This window comes from Marinilactibacillus sp. GCM10026970, assembly GCF_042660675.1.
Taxonomy (GTDB): Bacteria; Bacillota; Bacilli; order Lactobacillales; family Carnobacteriaceae_A; genus Marinilactibacillus.
In genome coordinates this window covers 1-26,105 of record NZ_JBHSUL010000002.1, presented here as the reverse complement: position 1 = coordinate 26,105, position 26,105 = coordinate 1, and the positions used below count along the sequence as shown (strand labels likewise).

At 35.8% G+C, this 26,105-nt stretch carries 22 protein-coding genes; 19 read left to right on the top strand and 3 right to left on the bottom strand.

The genetic code is table 11. The features are described from left to right. Positions 1 to 4: 4 nt before the first annotated feature. The 6 genes from walK (at position 5) to ACFP65_RS00460 (ending at position 7,932) form a co-directional block, all read left to right on the top strand. Positions 5 to 1,864: a cell wall metabolism sensor histidine kinase WalK gene (gene walK / locus ACFP65_RS00485; RefSeq protein WP_379914863.1), complete on the top strand. Its 1,860-nt coding sequence runs from the start codon at positions 5 to 7 to the stop codon at positions 1,862 to 1,864. After that, the gene (yycH, locus tag ACFP65_RS00480; protein ID WP_379914861.1) at positions 1,861 to 3,171 is read left to right on the top strand and encodes a two-component system activity regulator YycH; all 1,311 of its coding nucleotides are present in this window, start codon (positions 1,861 to 1,863) and stop codon (positions 3,169 to 3,171) included. Before walK ends, yycH begins: the two co-directional genes overlap by 4 nt. Beyond that, positions 3,161 to 4,060, top strand: coding sequence for a two-component system regulatory protein YycI (locus tag ACFP65_RS00475; RefSeq protein WP_379914859.1), 900 nt, complete (start codon positions 3,161 to 3,163; stop codon positions 4,058 to 4,060). Before yycH ends, ACFP65_RS00475 begins: the two co-directional genes overlap by 11 nt. Before the next feature lie 138 nt (positions 4,061 to 4,198). Next, on the top strand, positions 4,199 to 5,011 hold the full coding sequence (locus ACFP65_RS00470; RefSeq protein ID WP_379914857.1) for an MBL fold metallo-hydrolase: 813 nt from the start codon (positions 4,199 to 4,201) through the stop codon (positions 5,009 to 5,011). A 152-nt stretch (positions 5,012 to 5,163) separates the two neighbouring features. After that, a complete protein-coding gene (gene gdhA, locus ACFP65_RS00465; RefSeq protein ID WP_379915225.1) occupies positions 5,164 to 6,510 on the top strand; it encodes an NADP-specific glutamate dehydrogenase in 1,347 nt (448 codons plus the stop codon). A 228-nt stretch (positions 6,511 to 6,738) separates the two neighbouring features. After that, positions 6,739 to 7,932 carry a S1C family serine protease gene (locus ACFP65_RS00460; protein WP_379914855.1) on the top strand — a complete coding sequence of 398 codons (1,194 nt, stop codon included), beginning with the start codon at positions 6,739 to 6,741 and terminating at the stop codon, positions 7,930 to 7,932. Positions 7,933 to 8,387: 455 nt separating this feature from the next. Here ACFP65_RS00460 and ACFP65_RS00455 read toward each other — a convergent pair whose 3' ends face one another. Beyond that, entirely contained in the window at positions 8,388 to 8,810 is a 423-nt protein-coding gene (locus tag ACFP65_RS00455; RefSeq protein WP_379914853.1) for an organic hydroperoxide resistance protein, read from the bottom strand. Between the two features lie 122 nt (positions 8,811 to 8,932). On the opposite strand from ACFP65_RS00455, the gene ACFP65_RS00450 reads away from it, so the two are divergent. The 5 genes from ACFP65_RS00450 (at position 8,933) to ACFP65_RS00430 (ending at position 14,345) form a co-directional block, all read left to right on the top strand. After that, positions 8,933 to 9,364: a MarR family winged helix-turn-helix transcriptional regulator gene (locus tag ACFP65_RS00450; RefSeq protein ID WP_379914851.1), complete on the top strand. Its 432-nt coding sequence runs from the start codon at positions 8,933 to 8,935 to the stop codon at positions 9,362 to 9,364. Positions 9,365 to 9,375: 11 nt separating this feature from the next. Continuing rightward, on the top strand, positions 9,376 to 9,855 hold the full coding sequence (gene rlmH / locus ACFP65_RS00445; protein WP_379914849.1) for a 23S rRNA (pseudouridine(1915)-N(3))-methyltransferase RlmH: 480 nt from the start codon (positions 9,376 to 9,378) through the stop codon (positions 9,853 to 9,855). A 129-nt stretch (positions 9,856 to 9,984) separates the two neighbouring features. Beyond that, positions 9,985 to 11,559 carry a PIN-like domain-containing protein gene (locus ACFP65_RS00440; protein WP_379914847.1) on the top strand — a complete coding sequence of 525 codons (1,575 nt, stop codon included), beginning with the start codon at positions 9,985 to 9,987 and terminating at the stop codon, positions 11,557 to 11,559. A 130-nt stretch (positions 11,560 to 11,689) separates the two neighbouring features. After that, complete coding sequence (locus ACFP65_RS00435; protein ID WP_379914845.1) at positions 11,690 to 12,892, top strand: FRG domain-containing protein; 1,203 nt, start codon at positions 11,690 to 11,692, stop codon at positions 12,890 to 12,892. A gap of 334 nt (positions 12,893 to 13,226) precedes the next feature. Beyond that, a complete protein-coding gene (locus ACFP65_RS00430; RefSeq protein WP_379914843.1) occupies positions 13,227 to 14,345 on the top strand; it encodes an FRG domain-containing protein in 1,119 nt (372 codons plus the stop codon). Positions 14,346 to 14,663: 318 nt separating this feature from the next. On the opposite strand, the gene ACFP65_RS00425 is transcribed toward ACFP65_RS00430, so the two are convergent. Beyond that, the gene (locus ACFP65_RS00425) at positions 14,664 to 15,044 is read right to left on the bottom strand and encodes a VOC family protein (RefSeq protein ID WP_379914841.1); all 381 of its coding nucleotides are present in this window, start codon (positions 15,042 to 15,044) and stop codon (positions 14,664 to 14,666) included. Between the two features lie 182 nt (positions 15,045 to 15,226). On the opposite strand from ACFP65_RS00425, the gene ACFP65_RS00420 reads away from it, so the two are divergent. The 6 genes from ACFP65_RS00420 to ACFP65_RS00395 all read left to right on the top strand — a co-directional run bounded on the left by ACFP65_RS00420 (position 15,227) and on the right by ACFP65_RS00395 (position 21,907). Beyond that, positions 15,227 to 15,697 carry a DUF2691 family protein gene (locus ACFP65_RS00420; RefSeq protein ID WP_379914839.1) on the top strand — a complete coding sequence of 157 codons (471 nt, stop codon included), beginning with the start codon at positions 15,227 to 15,229 and terminating at the stop codon, positions 15,695 to 15,697. A gap of 207 nt (positions 15,698 to 15,904) precedes the next feature. After that, complete coding sequence (locus ACFP65_RS00415) at positions 15,905 to 17,362, top strand: DEAD/DEAH box helicase (RefSeq protein ID WP_379914838.1); 1,458 nt, start codon at positions 15,905 to 15,907, stop codon at positions 17,360 to 17,362. 202 nt (positions 17,363 to 17,564) lie between these two features. Next, a complete protein-coding gene (locus ACFP65_RS00410) occupies positions 17,565 to 18,122 on the top strand; it encodes a hypothetical protein (protein ID WP_379914836.1) in 558 nt (185 codons plus the stop codon). A gap of 71 nt (positions 18,123 to 18,193) precedes the next feature. Then, on the top strand, positions 18,194 to 18,793 hold the full coding sequence (locus tag ACFP65_RS00405) for a hypothetical protein (RefSeq protein ID WP_379914834.1): 600 nt from the start codon (positions 18,194 to 18,196) through the stop codon (positions 18,791 to 18,793). Between the two features lie 263 nt (positions 18,794 to 19,056). Beyond that, positions 19,057 to 19,401, top strand: a complete 345-nt coding sequence (locus ACFP65_RS00400; protein ID WP_379914832.1) for a hypothetical protein — start codon at positions 19,057 to 19,059, stop codon at positions 19,399 to 19,401. Between the two features lie 247 nt (positions 19,402 to 19,648). Continuing rightward, positions 19,649 to 21,907, top strand: a complete 2,259-nt coding sequence (locus ACFP65_RS00395; protein ID WP_379914830.1) for a putative bifunctional diguanylate cyclase/phosphodiesterase — start codon at positions 19,649 to 19,651, stop codon at positions 21,905 to 21,907. An 89-nt stretch (positions 21,908 to 21,996) separates the two neighbouring features. Here ACFP65_RS00395 and ACFP65_RS00390 read toward each other — a convergent pair whose 3' ends face one another. Next, positions 21,997 to 23,328, bottom strand: a complete 1,332-nt coding sequence (locus ACFP65_RS00390; RefSeq protein WP_379914828.1) for a dihydrolipoyl dehydrogenase family protein — start codon at positions 23,326 to 23,328, stop codon at positions 21,997 to 21,999. A gap of 239 nt (positions 23,329 to 23,567) precedes the next feature. Between ACFP65_RS00390 and ACFP65_RS00385 the strand changes: the two genes are divergently transcribed. Then, on the top strand, positions 23,568 to 25,562 hold the full coding sequence (locus tag ACFP65_RS00385) for a cation:proton antiporter (RefSeq protein WP_379914826.1): 1,995 nt from the start codon (positions 23,568 to 23,570) through the stop codon (positions 25,560 to 25,562). Positions 25,563 to 25,653: 91 nt separating this feature from the next. After that, complete coding sequence (locus tag ACFP65_RS00380; RefSeq protein WP_379914824.1) at positions 25,654 to 25,962, top strand: MGMT family protein; 309 nt, start codon at positions 25,654 to 25,656, stop codon at positions 25,960 to 25,962. Positions 25,963 to 26,105: the final 143 nt, after the last annotated feature.

Below are 26,105 nucleotides of genomic sequence, written 5' to 3'. Positions count from 1 at the left end.
TTATATGAAAAAAAAGATTCATTTTTATCAGTCAATCAACACTAAGATCGTATTTATCATTGTTATGCTACTTGTATTCGCCCTGCAGATTATCGGGGCGAATTTTGTTACGACAATGGAACAAAAGTTGGTCGGAAACTTTAGAAGTGACCGTCAGACGCAGATGACGTTTCTTAAAAGTACCATCTTACCATTACTAGAAAGTGATCAGAGCGAAGAAGAAACGGAAACCAATCCAAGAGAAGAAATTAATCGTCTCTTGATGGAATTTTCAGGAAATAATATCACGGAATTACAAGTGGTTAGTCCGAATAGGGTCATCATAGGAATTAGTGATAGTACCCAACAGAGTATGATCGGACAAATTTCAAATGATGCAGATGTCAGACAAGCACAATTATCCAGTACGTCTGTCACAAAGCAAGATCTTGATCCAACTTCTCAAGATAGAAGGTGGAAAATTGTCGAGCCAATTTATTCGAGTACAGATTCAGAGGAATTTTTAGGTGTCATCGTACTCGAAAGTAACATTGAAACCGTCTATACGCAAGTTTCAGAAATTACCCTGACATTTTTGCAAGCCTCTTCTGTCGCGATCATCTTATCGTTGATTCTGGCGAATTTAGTGGCTAGAGCGTTGACTAAACCCATCAAAGAGATGCAGATCCAAACACGTGCTATCGCAGAAGGTGACTATTCGGGTATGTTGACGGTATATGGAGATGATGAATTAGGAGAATTGGCCTTCTTGATCAATGAATTGTCGAATGAAGTAGCAGAGGCACAAGAGTCCATCGATTCAGAGCGTCGACGCTTAGATAGCGTACTGACCCATATGACCGATGGCGTTATTGCTACAGATCGACGAGGAAAAATCTTTATCGTAAACAACATGGCCGAAAAAATGCTTGAAGTGTCGGGAGAAGAAGTGAATGGCAATAATCTTCTGAAAATTCTAGGTGTAGAAAAAGAGCTGACTCTAAGACGCTTATTAGAAGAGCAAGAAGATATTTTGATTAATGCTTATAACGATGGTTTACCTACAATTCTTAGAGCCTCTTTCTCTCTGATTCAAAGAGAAACCGGCTTTATCAGCGGAATTGTGTGTGTGCTCCACGATGTAACCGAGCAAGAAAAGATCGAAGAAGAACGGAAGCAATTCGTTTCCAACGTATCCCACGAATTAAGAACACCATTAACCAGTATGCGTAGCTACATTGAAGCTTTAGCAGATGGTGCTTGGCAAGATCCGGAACTAGCGCCAAGGTTCCTTGAGGTAACACAAAGTGAAACAGACCGAATGATTCGCATGATTCAAGATCTGCTACACTTGTCTAGAATTGACTCAGGTAAAAGTGAGTTAGAAGTCGAACTCGTTGATATAACAGAATTACTGGATCATGTACTGAACCGTTTTGATATGTTGATTCATTCGAACGAGTATGAAGGAAAACATTACCGAATTGATCGGAATTTGCTAGATGAGCCCGTATTTGTTGAAATGGACACAGACAGAATGGTCCAAGTATTGGATAATATTATGAATAATGCACTGAAATACTCGCCAGATGGCGGTGTGATCACAGGAAGTATGAGTCAGACAGCACAATCTGTGATTATCAGTATTACCGACCAAGGGATGGGTATACCTAAAAAGGATCTTGTTAAAATATTCTCTAGATTTTACCGAGTAGACCGTGCGCGCTCACGTGCGATGGGTGGTAGTGGTTTAGGGTTGGCGATTTCTAAAGAAGTAGTTGAACAACATGGTGGAAGAATCTGGGCAGAAAGTGCGGAAGGAAAAGGTACGACTTTCTACTTATCCCTTCCTTACATTCCATTTGAGGAGGATGAGTGGGCATGACATGGACACATATAAAGCACGTACTACTTGGCTTTTTGATTGTATTGAGTCTCTTTCTTAGTTACAACCTGATGGTTACAGGAACGCAACCCAATTCATCATCTTCTTCTGGAACTAGTCAGACACCCGTACTGATTGACCGAACATTATCAGAAGTCTTTTCACCCAATCAAGTTATTCTGCATGAAATTTCTGAGGAGCCGAAGATGGCATCCATGCAAGAGGCAGAAGGGTTGATTAATACAAGCTATGAAAATATGACGTTTAGAGGCGTAGAAGTGCCTGAAACATTACCGAAAGCGGACTATCTGCAATTAACGCAAGCCGATTCTTGGATAGAATTTGTATTTAATGCACAGATTCCTTTTGGACTATTTGAAAACGGCTTTGAAAACTTACCTTCAGACTATGAAAATCGAACCTTTAATCGAGTGCTATTTAACTTAAATCAAACGGATAAAGTCATGTTTTATAACATGAATGAAGAACTCGCTTATGGAATAGAAGAAGCTATGATTACCAACAATGTGATTGAGGCTTTTAGAGAGTCAGAAGATATTGTCTATACAGAAGCGGAAGCCTTGAATTTAAATCAAATTGTTTATGCTCCAAAAGAGAACTTGACGGTACCTTACCGTAACTACCTTGTTGAAAGTCTGCCGAACAGCTTATATATTAGTATGCTTATTGATACATCACAAGCTGAAACACAGACACTTGACGAAGGGTTAAGGATTTACGACTTACAGCAAGAAGTTATGATCAATGATAATTTGCATGTATTGTCCTATCAAAGGCAGAGAACAAGCTTTGATGAGCTTTCTTTGAACGAACGGTTAGCGAGAAGTTTTGAGGAACTGAACCGAGTTGAAAACTGGACAGAAAAGTCACAATATCAGTCTTACAATATGCAGACAAATGAAGCGACCTTCCAGAGATATCTTGAGGGACTTCCTGTATTCAGTCCGCAACAGAAAGAAGCCACGACAGTCGTTACTTATGTCGAATCCGGTTTGAAAAACTTGAGTGTGCCGCTGCGAATTATTCAGACGCCGATTACACCGGATGAATTTGTAGACAAAGAGTTACCCAGTGGACAAGAGATTGTTACAAGACTAGAATCTGTTGAAGTAGAAGCTTCAGAAATAGAAGATTTGGAGATTGGACTCACTTGGGTTGAAAGTGAAGAAGAATCTCGTCTGATCCATTTTGAGCCAAACTGGTATGTCAAACTCGAAGGCGACAACAACTGGTACGAAGTCGAACGGTATATAGAATTGCAGGGGGAACAAATTAATGGACTTTAAAAAAATTGAAAATATTTTTCTATTGGCCTTCGTCTTCCTGAATGTCTACCTCCTGGTGGGTTATATTAATCGAACGGGGATGCAGTATGCAAACTCTCCATCTGAACAAATCAACATCATTAGAGATATGCGGGATATAGGTATACAGATACCGGGGAACTTGTCTGATGAGAAGCTCAATGTTTATTATATGCAGGCGAACAGCAACAACTTGATTCAAGACAATATTAATTCACTTGAGAATCAGGCTGGATCTGTTACATCTGATGGAACGCTTTATACGAGTATCTTGTCTGAGCCAATAGAAATAGAAGGAGACCCAAGCGAAGGGGTTACAGATCAACAATTAGCCAAACTGCAATCTTTTGTCAATAGCTCCTCTATTTTATTCGGAGATCAGTACGAGTTCTTGAGATACGATAATGAAGAAAATCGCTTTATTTTTAGTCAGATAGTCAACGATAGACCTGTTGGAGACGGTACGTCAGAAATTTCGTTTTACTATGGTAGGAGTGATGGCAACATTATTTCTTATCAGCAAACCTATGCTGGACCTATGCAACAACAAGGTGATTCTGTCGAAGTGATTTCTGCAAAAGAAGCAGTAGAGTTCCTGTTTCAGAGTAATGAATTAAGTTCGAATGCAGTCGTTTCCACCCCTATTCTTACCTACCAGCGTACGCTCGCGTTAGAAGATTTGAGTATATATGGACCAGCATGGCTTGTACCTATAACGGAAAGTAATGAGAGTAGAGTTTTAAGGGTTAATGCAAAAGATCGGACGATGATTACAGACCCTGCTGAGTCAAATGAGGTCACTCCAGAACCGGCTGTAGATGCGGAAGATGAACCAGACGAAGAGGAAGATATTGAACCTGATCAAGGTTAAAAAGAAACAAAACTTGTTTTAAAAGAAAGACTTGCCCCTTTAGTTGAAACTGTCTAATATTGTTTAGATGGCTTCTTGTTTAGGGGCGTTTTTTATTGTAAGATAGACAATGATCAAGTACCGGAGAGGATTTTGGAAATGTTAGAATCTGAACAGTCTGGACTGAAAATAAGCGTATTGGCCAGTGGGAGTACTGGAAACATCACTTATATCGAATCAGATAAAGTTAAATTATTAGTCGATTGTGGGTTCAGTGGAAAAAAAGCCATTGAATTATTGAAGCAGATTGACCGTCGACCAGAAGAGCTGGATGCCATCCTAGTCACGCATGAACATAGCGATCATATAAAAGGTGTTGGGATCATGGCTCGTAAATATGATTTAGACATCTACGCAAATAAAAACACATGGACAGCAATGGAACCTAAACTAGGTAAAATCAAGCTGGAACAAAAGCATCATTTCGATTTGGAAAAGACAATGACGATTGGCGATATTGATGTCTCAAGTTTTGGTGTATCACATGACGCCGTTGATCCGCAATTTTATACATTCCAAAAAGACAATAAACGGTTTGTTATGCTGACAGATACAGGTTACGTGAATGACCGGACGCGAGACTTTATAAAGAATGCGAACGCCTATTTATTTGAAAGCAATCATGATTTGAGTATGCTGAGAATGGGACGTTACCCGTGGTCTTTGAAACAAAGAATATTAGGGGACAAAGGACACCTTTCCAACGAAGACGGTGCATTGGCACTAGCTGAAATCGTTGGAGATAATACAGAAAGAGTCTACCTTGGACATTTAAGTAAAGAAAACAACTTAAAAGAGATTGCCTATTCTACAGTGGAAGAAATTTTGATGCAAAAAGGAACAGGGGTTAATCATAAGTACACTCTTTTTGACACAGATCCTGTTGAAGCTTCTCCATTATTTAATTTATAAGCAACTTTTAAAACAAAGATAGGAACGATTCCAAACGGAGTTGCTTCTATCTTTTTTTGAATATGAGGATTTGATTAACGAATATCTTCTTATAATCGGATAATTATGATAGAATGATGAAAAGTATTTTAAAACCTTAAAGGGACGTGAATCTGTTGACTGCAAAAGCATACATTGATCAAGTACTAAGTGAAACAAAAGAAAAGCACGCCGGAAAAGTAGAATTTATTCAGGCTGTGGAAGAGTTTCTCCCAACACTTGAACCGTATTTGAATGATCATACTGAGATTGTTGAAAAAAACCTTCTTTCTCTTATCGTTGAACCAGAAAGACTGATTCAGTTCCGTGTGCCTTGGCAAGATGATGAAGGCAAATGGCAAGTGAATCGTGCTTACCGAGTGCAATATAATTCGGCAATTGGACCGTATAAAGGTGGATTGAGATTCCATCCAACAACTAACGAAAGTATTGTAAGATTCTTAGGATTTGAACAAATTTTCAAAAATAGCTTAACAGGACTCCCAATTGGTGGTGGTAAAGGGGGTAGTGATTTCGATCCCAAAGGAAAAACGGATGCGGAAGTCATGAGATTCTGTCAAAGCTTTATGACGGAATTCCAGAAACATATTGGACCAGACATTGATGTGCCTGCTGGAGATATTGGCGTAGGTGGAAGAGAAATTGGCTTCTTATTTGGTCAGTATAAACGGTTAAATGGGTTTTCTGCTGGGGTGTTAACAGGAAAACCGGTCAGCTCATGGGGAAGTCTGGCAAGAACAGAAGCAACAGGCTACGGTCTTGTGTATTTTGTACAGAATGCGTTAGAAGACAGAGATGATTCTTTCCAGGGCAAAAAAGTCGTGGTATCTGGTAGTGGAAATGTTTCAATCTATGCGATTCAAAAAGCACAAGAATTGGGTGCAACTGTATTAACGTGTTCAGATTCTTCAGGTTATATTTATGATCCAGAAGGTATTGATTTGGACCTAGTAAAAGATATCAAAGAAGTTCGTCGCGGACGTATCAAAGAGTACCTAGAACAACACCCTGACGCAACTTACGTGGAAGGTTCTGTCTGGTCACTTAAAGAATCTTATGATATTGCTTTACCATGTGCGACCCAAAATGAGATCGATGCAGAACTGGCACAAACAATGGCGGATGCAGGTGTTAAAATCGTCGCTGAAGGCGCGAATATGCCTTCAAGTAAGGAAGCGATCGATCTTTATCAAGACCAAAACATTCTTTATTGTCCAGGAAAAGCAGCAAATGCTGGCGGAGTAGCTGTTTCAGCACTTGAAATGGCACAAAACTCTGCACGACTGGCTTGGTCCTTTGAGCGAGTAGATGATGAACTGAAATCTATTATGAAAAACATCTATACAGCTTGTAGTGAAACAGCTACTAAATATGCTGAGAAAGATAACTTGATGGCTGGAGCGAATATTGCCGGATTTGACCGTGTTGTTCAAACCATGTTATCGCAAGGACTCGTTTAGACCAACTTTAAAAAGCGTCAGCTCATCTTTCTTGTATTCATTGAGGAGAGGAGTTGATGCTTTTTTATAAAGAAAGTATGTAAAGTCAAAAAAATATAGATTCTTCACAAGATATGATAAAATACGGTTGACATAGAGCGATTTAGTCTATATTTGTTCAAATAAAATTCAAAAGAAGATTGTACAATCATATCGAAAGCAAGTAGTGGTGAAGAGAGGAATGATCACATGTCTAAATTAAATATAAAATCATTAATGGTCGTTGGATTGACATCGACTTTACTAGTCGGTTGCGATGCAATGAATCAAAGTCAAGATAACGGTGTTACCGAAAATCAGACAGGAAACGTCAATGAAGAGGGCGATGTAGCCGTTTCAGAAATGAGAGTAGATGTTTCTTCCGGTGTTACAGATGCAGTCAGTACAATAGATGATGCGGTCGTTTCAGTTATCAACTTACAAAAAGCCGCACAAAATCCTTATGGCTGGTACGGAGGAACGCAAGATGATTCAATAGAGGATCAAGAAGATCTTCAAACAGTCGGAACTGGTAGTGGGGCCATTTACAAAGTAGATGGAGACACGGCGTATGTCTTTACTAATAATCATGTTATTGACGGATCAGACGCAGTAGACGTTCTTTTGAAAGATGGTACACGAGTACAAGCAGAAGTCATCGGAGCGGATGTATGGACAGATTTGGCTGTATTATCGATCAGTTCAGAAGATATTAGCTCAGTAGCGGAATTTGGAGATTCCAATAACCTCAAAGTCGGTGAACCAGCCGTTGCGATTGGTTCTCCATTAGGAACAGACTTTGCTTCATCTGTAACCTCAGGAATCGTTTCAGCTGTTGAAAGATCTGTACCGGTGGATACAGATGGAGACGGAACGTATGACTGGGAAATGACAGCGATCCAAACGGATGCAGCGATCAACCCAGGGAACTCAGGTGGTCCACTTGTCAATATAGCGGGACAAGTCATCGGAATCAACTCAATGAAAATTTCGACTTCAACAGTAGAAGGAATGGGATTTGCGATTCCAAGTAATGATGCAGTCGATATCATCAACCAACTAGAAAATTCAGGTGAGATTACACGCCCAGTACTTGGTATTGGCATGGTCGATCTTGCGATGATTTCTCAACAACAACGAGAAGCTGTACTCAACGTGCCGGAAGATATAGCAGGTGGAGTCGTGATTGCTGAAGTAACAGGTGGGAGTGCCGCAGATGAAGCGGGTCTAGCTCAAAATGATATTGTCGTGAAATTCAATGGCGTGGACGTAACAAATGGCGTAGAATTAAGACAACAAATCTATAACACAACAGTCGGAGACGACGTTGAAGTAGAGTATTACAGAGACGGTACATTAGAAACCACAACCATCAATATGAGAGCTTCAAACGAAGTATTATAAAATATAAGAAAGACCTGCAGAGATCAATCTGCAGGTCTTTTTGTACACAGTGTGTATAACGGTGTGCGTAACTATTTTAAATTGTGGATAACTATAAGATACAGATTGAGAAGACAGTAAAATAGATAGGAATAAAGTTATCCACAAAATTCTAGAGGGTTGTGCGTAACTTATTTGATTAAGTGTGTATTCAGTACACAAACGCTGTTTTAATAAGGTTTAAAAGTTTTTAGTTAACAAGTTAGAACATAATGAACGCTGTGTATAACTGCTGATTTTGAACGGACAAAAACGCTAAAAGAGAGCACTTAAAAAGGATGATTAGGCGAAAATATGGGGAACAAGCCTGTGTATATGTGTATAACTTTTGTGTATAAGTGTGAATTACGGTGGAAAAAAAGACCTGATCTTGTTGAGGAAACAAGGTCAGGTCTTGGATAGTTGGGTCATATGTTTTATTTTGCGATTGCAGTTTTCTTAACTTCTACGTTACCATCGATTGCTCTTGAATAAGGGCAAACTTGGTGTGCTTTTTCAACTAATTCTTCTGCTTCTTCTTGCGTTACGTTTTCGATTTCTACTGTTAATTCAACAGCTAATCCAAAGCCTTCGTCTACTTTTGCAATACTTACATCAGCAGTTACAGTTGAATTGATTCTTTTCTTAGCTTGTCCAGCGACTAATTGAAGTGCGCTATCGAAACATGCTGAATATCCAGCAGAAAATAATTGTTCAGGATTGGTTTTGCCTTCTTCGCCTCGTCCACCTAGTCCTTTAGGTACAGTTAGCTCTAAATCTAAAACGTTATCTGAAGATTTGACATGTCCTTGACGTCCACCAGTTGCTGTTGATGTTGCAGTGTATAATGCGTTTGACATTTGAATCACCTATCCTTATTTTTTATTTGCTTACAATTAGATTGTACACAATATAATTAAAGAAGTCAAACTATATAAACTTACTTTATAAATTGCTATAATCAAAGATAGGAGTGATGAACATGACGAACGAACTATTAAAATTAGAAAACCAGTTGTGCTTTTCTTTGTATGCCACAACAAGACAAATGACAAAAATTTACCGTCCTTTATTAAAGGAGCTGGATATTACCTATCCTCAATACTTGGCACTACTTGTATTATGGGAAACAAAAAAAATCTCGGTAAAAGCAATGGGGGAGCGTCTGTTTCTTGATTCAGGGACGTTAACACCCATGCTTAAGCGCATGGAAGAACACGGTCTAATTAAAAGGGTGCGTTCGGCTGCTGATGAACGTGTTGTTGAGGTTAGCTTAACAAAAAAAGGAAAAGAAGCAGAAGAAAAAGCAGGCTCCATTCCTATAAATGTTATTCAACAGAGTGGTCTGGAAGAAGAAGAAATCTCACAGTTGAAAAATCTCTTATCAAAAATGATGGGCCAATTTGGCGAGTAAGGTGGCATAAAATGGATATTACAATTATCTCTGTAGGGAAGTTAAAAGAGAAATATCTGATTGAAGGTATAAAAGAATACGCGAAACGACTAGGCGCTTATACAAAATTCAAAATCGTTGAAGTTCCTGACGAAAAAGCGCCAGAAGAATTAAGCGATGCCGAAATGACGCAAGTCAAAGACAAAGAAGGCGAAAGAATCCTCGCAAAAATTCCTAACCAGGCTTATGTATTTTCGCTTGCGATCAAATCAAAAGAACGTTCATCGGAATCGTTCTCCAAAGAAATCCAACAACTGATGCTGCACGGAAATAGCAGCATTGTCTTTGTGATCGGTGGCTCACTAGGATTAAGCGAAGCCGTCATGAAGCGTAGTGATGAAACCATCTCCTTCGGCAAAATGACGTATCCGCATCAATTGATGAGATTGATCTTAATAGAACAGATCTACCGTGCTTTTAGAATTATGAGGAATGAGCCTTATCATAAGTAGATGAGGTTTTTGAGGCTACTAGTAACTAAATAATTTAAAAAGTAAATTTAGAATTTATTTTATAAAAAACAAGTTTATAGTAATAGTAGTCTCTGATAGACTGCTACATAAAGATTTAGGGGGAAATAAATGATTAATACGGAAGATTTTAATAGTTTTATGGAAGATATGAACCCAATAATTGTACTTGACAGTAGCTCGCTACTTGATTTATATAGATATAGTCCGGATACTTCAAAAAGTTTATTGAAGATTTATCGAAAAGAAATTGAGAATATATGGCTTCCTAAACAAGTATCTGATGAATTCCTTAAAAATTACGAAATAATATACCAAGCTCAATTTAATCAATTTAAAAAGATAGCTACTGGAGTAGAACAGAGTGCTAACAGTCTTGAAAGAAAATTAAATAAATCATTATTAAATGCTAAAAAATTTTTTTATCCACAAGTAAATGACTTAGAAAATCGAGTCAGAGAAGAACTAACTCGATTAAAAGATATATCTACAGAGTATGAGGAAAGCATAGAAAGCCAAATTCAGGCTAGCTATGAATATTTCCAAGAAAATAATGCCAAAATACTGATAGATGAGCTTCGTTCAGATGGCAAAATCGGGCCAGGTTTCACAAAATTTGAAAAAATTAGTATTTTTGCAGAAGGAGATGTTCGATTTCGATTAGAATTTCCTCCAGGATATAGGGACATAGAAAAAGATAAAGAAGATGTTTCAAAAGTCAATAAGTTTGGGGATTTAGTTCTTTGGAAAGAAATATTAAAAAAAGCAAAAGAAAATCAAAGCTCCGTGTTGTTTATAACAAGTGATGTAAAAGATGATTGGTGGACCTTAAACAATCAAGGAAAAATTTTGAGCATGCATCCATTATTAGTAGAAGAATTTGTAAATGAGACAGAACTTAGTGATGACAATTTTTTGATGTTATCTACGGGTGATTTTTTTAATTTGATGATTCACCGAATCCAAACACACAATATAACAGAAAAAATTGGAGTGTTAAAAGATGTATACACTTTAAATGCAGAATTAAAAGCAAATGAATTGCTAGATCAGCATAACAAAATAGAATCAATAGAAGAAGAATTGGGACTAACCGCATCATTTATACACGATGGTGAGTTTCAAAATTATGTTCCAGACGTAATAAATGATGTTGAAGTTTTGGATATTTCAAAATTTGAAATAATTGATAGTGTACTCTATACTAATTCTGATCATTTTATTATTGAATCAATTGCAGAAGCACTTTGCGACATTAAAGCAGAAGTTCGAGTTTATGATGATATGAATGTTACGTTTGCGTATGATGTTAAGATTTCATTCAATATACAAATAACAATCCCTATAAAATCAGTTAACGATGTGATAGAAGAAGAACAACCAATCTTGCGTGATATAGAAGAAGAAGAACTATTAGAAATTGAAAATATTAATTTCGATTTTTTTGATCTAAGTATTGTTGATTGTGTAGAAACGAGTAGTCCACATAACGACGAAAAAATTTATTATAACGAAATTTGTTCTGAATGCAATAAAAATCATGCTAATTACTTTAAAAATAATGGTGAGAGAATTTGTGAATCTTGTTCTTCCAATTGGGATCTTTGTCCAGACTGTGGACTATTTTATCCAAGAGGATCTCTTTTTGGAGCTTTCTGTGAGAGTTGCGAAAAAGAACACGATTAAATAACTCTTATATAAAGATTTCACTATTTTATAAAAGTAAATGTAGTAATTATTGATGCCTTAAATTATATTTTTAAACATCAAGTTAAACTTCAATGTAGTTTAAAAGTCTAGATAAGGAGAAATTTAAGTGCTAATTAAAGAGATTGAATCACTTCAGGAGTTTATTCATCTACTCGAAGATTATGACGAAAATAGATACTTCTATCGTGGAGAAAACAGTCAGAATTATTCAAGTATTTTGGCATCAGCGTATAGGAAACACAAAGAACTTTTTGGAAATAGCAAATTAATCAATCATAAAGAACTATTAAAAGAATATTATTTCGAAATAGCACATGAACTCTCTCCAGTGGAAAGAGAAAACTTTATTTATTATGCACAACACCATGGGTTACCCACTCCACTTGTAGATATTACTTCTAATCCCCTAGTGGCACTTTATTTTGCTTGTGCAACAGAAAATTATGATAAAAGTGGAAAAAGAGATAATAATAAAGCTATTGTGCATATATTTGAAAAAAAACAGTTCCTTGATTTTACAGAAGCAATGAAAAACTCAGAAGAGTTAGATTATAAACAATTAATTCGAGGCGATAATATTTTTTTGCCCGAACTTTTTAATAGCCTAATAGATCTAGAGTTTAAATCTCTTGATTTTATTCTAAAGAAAACTATAGATCAAATTAGAAGATTAATTAAAAGAAAATACTTAACAAGTTTAGACAATATAAATTTAACTCCAGAAGAAGTTTTGTATAATTCTTTAAAATCATTGCCAGATAATGAATACGATATGTTTGAGTATCTAATAAAAAAACTTGAAAATAAATTTTTTATAATAGGTAGCAAAGCGGACGAATACAAACAAGAATTAGATTTTGGAGAAAACCATACTGTAACTAATTATTTAAAAAGTTTAGAGTATAAGAATATTTTTCCAGACCATAACAAAATTAGACGAATAGTAGTTATAATAATTGGTCTTAAATTACAATATTTGATTCTTTCTGAAAGCTTAAACATTAAATCAACTAGATTAAGTATTGATAATGAAACAGGTTTTTACTTTCCAAATATTTTAGTAAAGTCCGATGTGGCATTTGATAGAATGAAAATACAAAATGGAGCTTTTATTTATCAGCTAGCATTTGATAACAGTAATATAGAGGAAGCTTTCAATATGAATATTAAAGCTGATAATAAAGTGTTAATAAATAATAAAGCAAAAATATTTAAAGAATTACAAAAAATTGGAATTACTAAGGCCACACTATTTTCAGATCATGATAATGTAGGGGATTATTTACTACAGAAGCACTTAAGGAACTAATTTTTGAGATTTTCTAATTTAATACTTTTTGTTTAGTAGTAATCAAGTATTTATTTATAAAGGATCATCATAAATAAGCTGATAGGGACATATTCTCTTATTAAAGATATAAAAATTATCGTTGTTAGAGACGAAAAAAAGAAATAGATATTTCATTGTAGAAGAACAAAGGTTATTCGAAATAACATTGGTCATTAATATACAGAAGTTATTTAAAGTAGGATTAGCGTAAAATATATTAAAAGTAGTAAAGTAGTAAAGTAGTAAAGTAGCAAGGAGTGGGGTTGTTTTTTTTTTTGAAATTGGAGTATATCAGATAGGAGGTTAGTAAGTATTGTTATATGAAGTTAATAGTGTTTCTCAATATATTGATTTAATTAAAAAGTTACAAGAAGAAAGCGATTATCCACTATATTACCGAGGTCAATCTAAGTTTTACGATAAAATGGATTCTACGGCTTTTAGGATGGATTTATTAGAAAAGGGATCATTACATCAAGGTTATCCGTTCAAAAGAATTATTAAAGATTTTAAATACGAAGTTTGGAACGATATAAATAACGATACTAGAAAAAGATTTCTAGCTTTTTGTCAGCATCACGGAATACCTACGAACTTGTTAGACTTTACTGAAAATCCATTAATCGCATTGTATTTTGCGGTTTCAAATCAAGAAAATATGACCACACCTGGATATATACACATTTTAAATACACCATTATTAGATATGACGGATTTTATTGAAGAATATGCTATCGATGAAGGTAGTATTTTTGAACTTACTTTTTCAGATGATCTAAATATATTAGAAAAAATCATTCATAAATTTCGTTACTTTGAGGAAAACCACCCAAAAGAGTTTTATAGAAGGTTCAAACGATTAAATAATGATTTACAGCATTTCAAACAAATGAAAAATAGAGAAATCCTTTATGATTCAACTGAAATCATGACTATTGAGGATGAGATTTTTAGTGAAATAGAATGTATAAATCAAGAAAATAAATATTCTATCCATGTGCCAATATATGATAACATGATGCGAAAAGATATAGAAAAGACTATTTTTAATAATTCTCCTAATCATAATGTGACAGCTTACTTGTTATACTTGCGTTATTTTAGAGTGCTACTAAACCTTGAAAGTAAGTGGCCGAAATATATAAATGGTTTACTACCTATGACATACAAGCCAATATTAAATTTTAAAAGAGGTATTAACCAAAAAGGAATATTTATATATCAAAATTATTTCGAACGAATTCCATCCAAGTCTCATGGTTATAGAGAATACACAGTTCAAAGTATTGAGTCGAATCACATTATTAAAATAACCGACTCAAAATTTAATATTGGAGAAATGCTAGACTTATTACAAATAAATAAAAAATTTGTATATGGCGATTTTGAAAGTACAGCTAGTTATTTTGTTAATAAGTACAATAGGTTTTAATCAAATTTTCAATTTTAATCTTTTAGTTAATTTAAGTATAAAAAATTTAGATCTTACACATCTTAAACAATAGCAAGACGAATTAAAAAAGCCGTGAGTGAAAATACAGAGAAGTTAAGATAATCCATTATAGGAAGTTTTGAAAAGTTAATATTAATTTTGAATATCTATATCACCACAATAAAGTATAAAAATCCTCATTTAGACATACTACAGAGAATCTTATCATAAGTAGTGGTTATATATGTAAAATAATCATACAAAAAAAGTAAGCATAATGGTTGTCTCCAATATGCTTACTTTTATACTATTCAAAAATTATTTTTCGCGTTTTACTTCAATACGGTAACCATCAGGGTCAGTCACGAAGAAATAAGATGGTGTGCCACCTGAAAGTCCTTTTAACTCACCAGTTTCGTATGCAGAAGCTTTACAAATTTCATGCATTTTTTCTAAGTCACCAACAGTTACACCTAAATGACTGAAGCCATCTCCTACAGTGTATGGATCTGCATCGTAATTGTAAGTAAGCTCAATTTGTACAGAAGAACCAGGAGAGTTTAGATAAACTAAATCAAATTTATTTTCAGGGAATTTTCTGTGGCTGGCAACTTCAAAATCAAATAGATTCGTGTAGAAGTCTAAAGTAGCCTCAAGATCTCTAATGCGTAAACAAATTTCAACAAGTTTTTGGTTCATACTATCATCCTCCAATAATTTATTACCTTTATTCTAGCATGAATAAGTACAATAAGTGAAAGTTAATACCCAAATCTTTCACACCGAAAGTGATAATAGAATAAATGAATTAATGTGATGCTGAAAAGTGGTAGTACTCATAAAAGAAGTACATAAATAAAAACAAGTAGAGGAGTGATGAGATGAAAGGATTAGCGTTTGAAATTCACAATAATTATGGACAGCATCTACTTGATATTCTAGAGGAAACAAATTTAAAGGATATGAACTGGTGGATCGGTGGAGGAGAATCTTATAGAATTCAAAATCATACAATCGGAGAGTCTCTTTTCCCTATAGACTGGCAAATGGAGGGAATAAGTGGAGAAAAACTGTACAAATTGATCTCAAAACAAGAGTACTATCTGATTTTTTGTGACTTAAAAGGTTTTCCTAAGAATTCAGATGCAAAAGAAGTCGCAACGTACGAAGAATTTCTGGAAAGTGACTGTCAGTTTGTATTGAATCTGGTAGATTCTTCTTACACTACTATCTACTCTAAGAACCAGATGATTATTGAAAACTTATATACAAAGGCAATCATCTTAGGATATGAAAATGTGAGTTACTTGGAAGATGAAATTGATAGCAATACTACGCTTATTGCTTGGTAAACACCATAAATTAGTCTATAGTTGCATACATTTATTGAAAACATACAAGAGTTTATTAAATGGATCGTAAGCAGGAACTTAGTCATAACTGAGTTTCTGTTTTTAATTTACGATAAAAACGTTTATAGATGCCTATTAGAATGGTAAACTCTAGACTACAGAAGAGTCTGTTATAACCATTCAGCGAAAAAAAGAAAGCAGGAAAATATGAATAAGCCATCATTTGAAACATTTGAAATTAGCCCCGAAATAACAAAGGCACTAACGAGTTTACGTTACTTTCACCCGACAGCGGTACAGGAAGCCGTTATTCCATTGGCCTTAGAGAAACAGGATGTTATTGTTGAGTCTCAGACAGGTAGTGGTAAGACCGTTGCCTTTGGTATTCCGCTTTGTGAACAAGTAGAGTGGGAAGAGAATAAGCCGCAATCTTTGATTTTGGTTCCAACTCGAGAATTAGCATTACAAATCAAAGACGATCTTATGAATGTCGGTCGATTGAAGCGGATAAAAGTTACTGCAGTATTTGGGAAGTCACCTTTCAAAATACAGAAATCTGAACTGAAACAAAAAAGCCACATTGTTGTCGGTACTCCAGGCCGTATTTTAGAACATTTAAAAGAAGGCACATTAGTAGTCGATAAAATCAGCAGCTTGGTTTTAGATGAAGCAGATGAAATGCTAAATATGGGCTTCATCGAACAAGTTGAAGAAATTATCGGTCATCTACCAACAGAACGTCAAACGATGCTGTTTTCTGCGACGATGTCATCAGAAATCAATCGTTTAGCTAGCTTTTATATGAAGGATGACCGTGCTTCTGTGAAAATGGAATCTTCAGTGGAGAACACGCCTAAGATTTTACACTCTTATATTAACGTAGAAGAGTCCGCTAAGGAAAAACTGCTGTTAGACTTGTTAACGATTGAGAACCCAGATGCTTGTATCATCTTTTGTAACACCAAAGATGCGGTAGATAGTGTTGTCAGCTATTTGGACAAAGCTGGTCTACCAATTGATAAGTTACATGGCGGTATGGATCAAGATGATCGCTTAGATGTAATGGATGAATTCCGCTCTGGGAAACTGCGTTACTTGGTAGCAACTGACGTAGCTGCTCGTGGAATTGATATTGATAACGTGACACATGTCGTCAACTATGACGTTCCTGTTGAAAAAGAGAGCTATACGCACCGAACAGGTCGAACGGGTCGCGCAGGCAAAACAGGATTAGCCTTAACGATGGTTAGTAACGCTGACAGAAGACGCTGGCAGGAAGTTCGTGACTATACATTCGATGGTAATCAAGAGCTTACGGAAATAACGGCGCCTAACGAGCGTGCAGTTACACGTGCGAAAGCGGCTTTTGAAAAGAAAATAAATACACGAGTGGCACCTAAAATTGCCCGTAATAAAGAGTTGAATAAAGATATCACGAAGGTTTACTTTAACGGTGGGAAAAAGAAAAAACTGCGCGCTATTGATTTCGTAGGCACGTTAACGAGTATTAGAGATGTGTCAGCAGAAGATATCGGTATTATCACGATTCAGGAAAATGTGACCTATATCGAAATCATGAATGGTAAAGGACCTTACGTCATTTCTGAAATGCAAAATCGTACAATTAAAGGGAAAAATTTAAAAGTAAATAAAGCACGTAAGTAGAAAGAGAAGATTGAATAAGGTCTTCAAAAAAGCATTATGAGCATAAGTGACTATAGAGAAACACATTATTTTTCAATTCCTGAAAAATAATGTGTTTTATACTATCTTAATCTTTCTCTACTAGTAAAAATCGTATTACTCAGATAAAATAAGTATAAGAACGACTTTACATAAAAAGAGTTAACTGTACGGGGGAACTAAAATGAGCAAAATAGTGAGCAGTGTATTAACGCTACTCAGTCTAACAACTCTATCGGCTTGTTCAAGTTTAGAAGAAGTGGCTGTAGTAGAAGAAAGCCAGCAAGAGGTCAATGATATGGAAAGCATAGAAGAACCCATTATCCAAAATGAAGAAGTAGTCCCAGTTTTGCATACAGAAGTTCCTTCTGTAAAACGGATTAATGCAGGCTACGATGAGCAGATGGAATTTGACTACATGTACGAAGAAGTCTTCTGGGGTGTTGAAGAAGAAGATGCGACGTATCACTTTCCTAATGTACATTCAGGAATTGTAAATTTAGGAGATAGCATTCTAGTGGATTGGAGTACAATGGACCCACAACCTACTGAAATCAGTTTAGTTAAGGCCAATGCAAATGATACCTCTGAAATAATTAGCGAAACGACTATCTCAGATAGTAGAGAGATAACGATTGATGTCGGCGAAGAAGAAATAGGAAAACAATATGCTCTTCAGTACTTATGGAAAGATGGAGAATTCGTTACTGGAAAAACGATTCTAAGTTTTGAACTTAGATAAATGATTCTATGTGCAATAAACAAAAGTATATCGATCTGGAATGACTAATTGATTTAAAAGGAGCTAATACAATGGAGCCATGGACATTTGAACCGCCGACTGAACATTATGATGAAAAGCTTGTAGCGATAGATAATCAAATTTGTCAGTTAATGAAACAGCGCAAAGAACTATCGGATAATACCCCAAGTTTTCCGACTAGAAAATTTATTACAGACTGGTCAGAAAAATATGGTTTTGATGAAGAGTTTCTAAATACGATATTTTCAGACTTGTTAAATGAGAACTTATATAAACCTAAGGTGGAACCAAAGAATTTCCTTAAGAATATTCCTATCTTGAAAGCTTTTGAGAAAGAGGATGTATTTTATTTTGTCACTCTGATTCGTCAGTTTGAAAATGTCAGTGTGGTTGAGTTAAATATCAGTGATAAAATCATCGGCGACGTATCTGAATGGAATTACCCTGAGGAGCACTTAGAACTTTCAATTAAAGCAAGAGATCAAGAGTTTGATTGCAGGAACGATGGAGGCGGAGGTGTCCCAGGCAGTATAACGAATACCTTTATTATATCTCCGGCTCTTCCTGATGATGTATCCGAATATGACTTAGTATTCAAAATGTATAAAACGATTTTTGCTAAAGATGCTACCTTTGAATTTACTATTTGAGAAGTGCAGATGAGGGAAAGGAATCATAGCGATGAAAAGATTTGAATTGAGTAAAGGGGCTAAGGTATTTACCGTTACGTTTGTAGTATACTTTTTGATGCTTTCTTTAAGCTCGGGTGAAAGTATATCGACAATCATTCTGACATCAAGTTATGGAAGCTTTGTAGTCGCTTCTGTTGTTTATGCTGTTTACAAGTTATGTTCTTATATAAAGCGACTAATAAAATCATAGTCATCTAAACAAAGTATACAAGGAGTATGTAATGAAACTTTTATTATTAACAATCTGCAGTTTAGTTCTTTTTGCTTGTCAGTCAGAAGATGCCGCTTCAAATAGGCCAGATATAGAAATAGAAGCACCTAGAGAAGAACCAATACAAAATTCTACTGGAGAATTTATAGCTAAGATTATTTCTCTTAATGAAAACAATGCAGTCGTTCTTGCAGAAGATCTTTCTGGATATCCTAATGGAGCAGAAATTAGCGTATCCTTGCCAGCAGGAGAAGACTGGGAAACAGGAGACGTCGTGCGGATTGAATATGAAGGTGGATTTATGGAAAGCGATCCTATGCAGATTAATCAGAAAAGTGTTGAAAAAATAGAATAAAAGAAATTTCGATTGAACAAGATAAAGTTTCATTTCAAAAGGGACTCCAAAGATTTACGGAGTTTCCTTTTTTTGTCTATCCGATAATCATTTTGAATATAATGTTGATTAAACTACATTTTGAAGCGCTTGCTGTATAATAATAGTTAAGATCTTTTGAATTTTTGAATTCTATCAAAAGTACTCTTAAATAAAAAATAAAAAACGATTATTTGAAAAAGGTATGTCAAATTTAGGGGTTGAGGAAGTGACAATACTAAAAGAAAAACGATACATCATTGGATTTATATTGGTAAATGTATTTCTATTAATAGGATGGAATATCCTATTTAGAAGCAATGAATGGTTGGCAAGCCTAGACATTCTTGTCCTTCAAACGATAGCAGTAGTATTTTGTCTTACCCAATTCTATAAAGCGTATAAAGAAACGCATAGTCAGCAAAAGAAGTTTTGGTATTTATTGAGTATAGGTACGGTGTTCTATCTTGTTGGAAACTCCCTTTGGCTAATGATGCAAATTATAAATGGAGAATTTTTATCTACAAGTGTCGAATTCTTTTTTTGGTTATTAGCTAGAATCATTTACCTGATCGCTCTATTTTACCGTATTAGGGGGATCAATACGACCAAATTCAAGAAAGTCTATTTTTTCAATATTCTGATTTTTATGATTACTACAGCGTCGATAACGACTTATTATCTGATAGAACCGACAGTGAATTATGCAGAAAATTCACTAACAGCGATTGTTATAACTTTGATATATCCAACTATAAATTTGAGCATCCTATTGATGATATTTATTCTTTACTATCTGGTTCATAAAAAAATAGAAAACACCGTTATGTTGTTCCTTATAGTAGGTTTTTTGATGACCATTACTGGAGACACGTATTTTTCCTATTTAGAGACCTACAATCATTATTATCCAGGAAGCTTGGTTAATTATTTCTGGCTTATTGGGACATGGTTACTTGGTCTCACAGGATATTATGCAAAGAGTAGTAGAGAAGTACAAGACGTATCTACTGAAGATTTTAATCTACAATATGTAGTCATTAATCCTTACATTAGTACATTGGTACTGATCGTTCTCGTTATCAATAGTTATGACTGGACTTTGAATGCGCTCAGCTTTGGCGTATTGATTGTAATAGGAATGATTATTGTCCGTCAGCTATTTACCATAAAAGAAAACAGGGAGTTAATAGATGAATACAGTTATCTAGCTTATCATGACCCCCTAACGAATCTAAGCAACCGTGCTAAATTTACAGAGACACTTGAGCTTGAAATGGAAAGAGTAAGAGAGCAGAATCAAGAAATTTCGTTGTTATTGATTGATCTCGATCGATTCAAAGTTGCAAACGATACACTCGGCCATCAAATTGGAGATGAAATCTTAATAAAAGCTGCAAAACGTATAGAAGAAGTTCTTGCGCCTGATATGCAAGTGTTTAGATTGGGTGGAGATGAATTTGCAGTCATCATTGTGCAAGAAACAGATTCAAAATGTAAGGGCGTAGCGGAAAATATTTTGCAAAATATTCAAAAACCTTTCAAGATCAATGATTATGAAGTCAGCCTTACAGCTAGTATTGGTATCAGTGTTTTTCCAAAAAATGGTAGGTCCTACGAAGAACTATTCAAATTTGCGGATACAGCAATGTATTTAGCTAAAGATAGTGGAAAGAATGGATTTAAATATTATGATGATGATTTAAGAGAGGTAATGGGTCGTAGACTAAGGATTGAAAGTGATCTAAGGAAAGGGCTAGAAGAAAATCAGTTCAAGTTGTATTATCAGCCAAAGGTAGACTTAGTATCTAGAGAAATGATTGCAATGGAAGCTTTACTCCGCTGGAATCACCCGGAATTTGGATGGATTTCTCCTAATGAGTTTATTCCGATCGCAGAAGAAACTGGACAAATCGTAGCCATAGGAGAATGGGCTCTGAGAAATGCCTGCAAGCAAAATAAAGCTTGGCAAGAAAAAGGATTGACAGCAATACGAGTTTGCGTCAATGTATCAGTTAAGCAATTTCAGCACGGTGGACTCTTGACGATGATTGAAAACGCACTTGAAGAATCTGGTTTACAGCCTCGTTATTTGGAAATAGAAGTCACGGAAAGCATTATGCAAAATACGAGCGAAACGAGTGAAGTGCTGCATCAAATTAGAGAAATGGGTATAGAAATTGCCATTGATGACTTTGGAACAGGTTATTCATCTTTAAACGTCATTCAACAATTACCGATTGATACCATTAAGCTAGATAAATCTTTTATAACGGATATCCGTAATGCGAATCAGTTGGCTATGGTAAAAACCATTATTACTTTAGGTGAAAATTTGAAACTCAAGGTAGTAGCTGAAGGGATAGAAACAGAATATCAGTTGAAGAAACTAATCGAAAGTAGATGCGATATCGGTCAAGGCTATCTCTTCTCAAAACCTGTTGAACCCAATCGGTTTGAAGAACTGCTGAAAAGAAAATATCTTTAAGTAACGTCCAAATGATATGTAATATATGAACAAATTAAAAATGTCGATTCCCTATTCATTTAGAGAATCGACATTTTCTTTTGTTTCTATCAAGAGTAAATAGAAGGCAAATCACTAGCAGGGGTTGGATAAGCAAAGATGTGACTAGCAAGTTCACTAGCTGAAACTTTTTGCTCGATTAATTGACTGAAGTAGTTGATCAATTCGTCTGCTGCGTTATTCAAGCAAGCTGCACCGACTAATAATCCGGATTGTTTGTCTTTTACAATTTTGATTGTTGAAATAGGTTCGTTGGTTCTACGGTAATTGAACCACTGAGTAGCGTCAATTGTAGACAATTCGTAGTCATCATTGCTTTTATCAACCATAACACCGATTTGAGCCAATTTAGGACCAGAAAATACCATTGTAGGAATACTTGGATAAGCTATCGGTTCTGTCGTTTTTCCCGTCATGTATGAGACAACGTAATTAGCCTCGAAGGTACACACAGGCGTCAGTTTCGGCTGGCTCTTAGATAAGATATCTCCGATGGCAAAAATAGCTGGATTGCTTGATTGAAGATGCTCATTGACCTTAATACCTTTCTTGTCGTACTCCACACCCGCATTTTCAAGTTTCAACCTATCTGTATTCGGCATTCTTCCGGTCGTACAAAAGACTAAATCCGTATTTAATTCAAAATCAGAGTCGTCTGTTAACGCGTAACCGATAGAAGTATTTTCAACTTTAGAAATATCTACATTGAAATGGAATTTAACACCTTTAGCTTCAAGTTGTTTAACCAACTGGTCGACAAGTTCTTGGTCAAAGTCTTTAAGCGGTCGATCATTGTGCTGAATCACATGAACTCTAGAACCAGCTGCATTAGCAATCGCGGCAAATTCAAAAGCGATATACCCTCCACCTACTAAGGTGATGGTTTCAGGCATTTCTGGAAGAGATAAGAAATCGTCGCTGGTCAAAAAGTGCTCTTTTCCTTCAATATCTAATATAGAAGGTCTTGCACCAGCAGCGAGGATAAAGTGGTCTGCTTTCAATTCGTCACCATTTACCTCTAAAAGATTTTCGTCGATGAAGGCCGCTTTCCCAGTGAAAGCTTTTACACCAGAAGATTCAAGACTACTCTTCATTTGTTTAGGAACGGGAGAAGTAAAGGTCTCTTTAAAAGCCATCAGTTCTGGCCAGTTTACTTTAGGAGCTGAATTGAGTCCTTTTCCCTGTAATTGGTTGACATGATCTCTAGCTTCAACCGCTGATACGAGTACTTTTTTTGGATCACAGCCTCGGTTTGGGCAAGTCCCGCCCCATAAGCTTTCCTCTATTATAGCAACGCTTTTACCTTCAGCTGCTAGGCTGGAAGCCGTTTCCATTCCGGAAACCCCACTACCAATCACCACTACATCAAACTCTTTTACCATGATTAAATTCTCCTTTGTTGAGTATTTTCCATTAAAGATCTGCAAGTTATTTTTAACACAGAAAATGGGACATTGAAAATGAAAGAACTTAAACAAAAGCGTTTATATACTTCATATACTATATAACAAGTATTAGACTGTTATATTATTTGTGTAAACTCGTTTGCGGAGGCTGAAAATTATGTTAGTATATATTCTTATTAAATTCTACTTTGGTAGTCTTAGTGAAGGATAGTTTGATGCAATTACCAATTGAAGAACCTGTTTTAATCTTTGCTTCCGCAATGATACTATTTTTTATTTCACCCTTAATTATGAAAAAATTTAAAATACCCGGTATAATCGGCCCCATACTTGCAGGTATTATCGTTGGTCCTTATGGATTCAATATTTTAGAAAGGGACCAGACTATTGAGTTGTTAGGTAATATAGGATTGTTATTTATCATTTTTATTGCTGGTCTGGAATTAGATATTGATGGCTTCAAGAAGTATCGTAATCGAAGTGTCTTGTTTGGGACGCTATCTTTTAACATACCGCTGATTTTAGGTGCGGTTGTGGGAGTTCTCTTGGGTTACACTTTGACCGGATCCATTCTGCTAGGTTCTATTATTGGATCACATACGTTGCTGGCCTATCCTATAGCAAGTGTGATGGGAATTTCTAAAAATAAGGCTGTGACTACTGCTGTAGGTGGTACACTTTTAACAGATACGTTTGCTTTGTTAATCTTAGCGATTATAACAGGCTCTACAGAAGGACAATTATCCTTGCGGTTTTGGATAACCATGCTCTTATCACTGACCGGATTTGTCTTATTGATTATGTTGGGTATTCCAAAAATATCCAAGTGGTATTTTAGAAATTCGGAGAATGAAGGAATTACTACGTTCTCATTTGTGATGGTCGTTCTCTTCTTTTCCAGCTCCTTGGCAATTCTAATCGGAATGCAACCATTGATTGGGGCTTTTTTGGCTGGTTTAGCGTTGAATCGATTTGTACTCGACTATGGGACTTTAATGAACCGTATTCGTTTTTTAGGAAATGCGATATTTATTCCTTTCTTTTTGTTATCAGTAGGAATGCTGATGGACTTAAGTGTACTATTCAATAATCCTAAGGCTTGGCTCGTGACGATTGCAATCGTTGTTTCCGTGTTTATTGGAAAAGCAGCAGCTCCGCTAATTGTTAGTAAAGTTTATGGGTATTCACCTGTAGAACGGAATGTAATGATTGGGTTAACAACGCCACAAGCAGCAGCAACACTGGCCTCTACACTGGTAGGATATAGAGTAGGACTGCTAGATCAAATAACGGTCAACGCGGTTATTATTATGATTTTACTGACCTGTTTCTTTGGATCTTATTTTGTGGAGAAATATGGTAGAAAATTGGCTTTACAAGAAGAGAGACAACCAAGTAAGCGTGAAAAAGATTCAGAGCCAGAACGTATTTTGATTCCACTAGCCAATCTTCAAACGATGGAATCTTTGATTGACCTGGCAAATATGATTAGAGAATCCAGTATAAATGAGCAAACACTTCATCCTCTGACAGTAGTACAAAAAGATTTGAATTCCGCTCATGAGGGTGTAGCAAGTGCTGAAAAAATGTTAGGACACGCACTTATATATGCATCAGGTGCTGAAATTCCTCTTCTTCCTATGACAAGAGTAGATCAGAACGTATCCAATGGTATCATTAGAGCGATAGCTGAAAGACGCATCAATACCGTTGTCATTGGTTGGAATGCCGAAAGAAAATTCAATCAAATGTTTGGAAATATTATTGATCGGGTCGTTGAACAAACTAGTCAGTCTATCTTGGTAACGAAATTAGATCATCCACTGGAAATAACGAGAAGAATTGTTTTGATCGTACCTCGTGGGGCAGATCACAAGGGCGGGTACAGAGAGGCGTTAGAAAGAATTAAAACATTGACAGTACGATTAAGTGCGTTTTTACTCGTATTGGTAGTCGGTGAGTCTAAAAATTCTTATCAAAACTCTATAGAGAACATTCAACCTGATCCACCATTTGAAATAAAAGAAATTGATAATTGGGAAGCTCTAAGGGAGTCGTATGTGCACAATCTAAATAATGATGACATTGTTGTGATTATGAGTGCAAGAAAAGGAACTGTTGCTTGGCATCCACAACTTGAAGAATTACCAAAGAGTTTAGCAAAAGTGAAGCCAAAAAGCTTTATCGTGTATTACCCTGAAGAAAGCTAAAGTAAGAAAACAAGTGGTTGAACGATTGGAAATAAAAGTGACTACCCTATAGCAGTAAGAAAGAGTAGTTTAAAGGCTGTGAGGTAAATAAATGAGCCAGATTTTGAATGAAGATTTGATTTATGAAGTGCTTTCCGTGGTCGATGAGATTCCAGAAGGAAAAGTTGCGACGTATGGTCAGATTGCCAGATTGATTGGTAGAGAAAAGAATGCTCGTCTTGTAGGAAGAGTGTTGAGTATGGCTGAGTTCTATGGAAGGTATCCATGTCACCGAGTAGTCAATCATGCCGGTAGGCTGGCTCCAGGTTGGAAAGAACAAAGAGGCTTGCTCGAAGCGGAAGATGTCCCGATGAAAAGTGAAATACAAGTTGATTTGAAAGCTTGTCATTGGGAAGGATAAGCGGTATTTAAGGTAATCAAAAAGGCTATGGTGATTACGTATAGTGACCCCAAAAAGTTAGACTTTTTTCAGAGCAGATATTCTGCTCTGTTTTTTTATGCTATTTTACACTCGTTTGTATGAGTTCGTCGATACTCGATTGG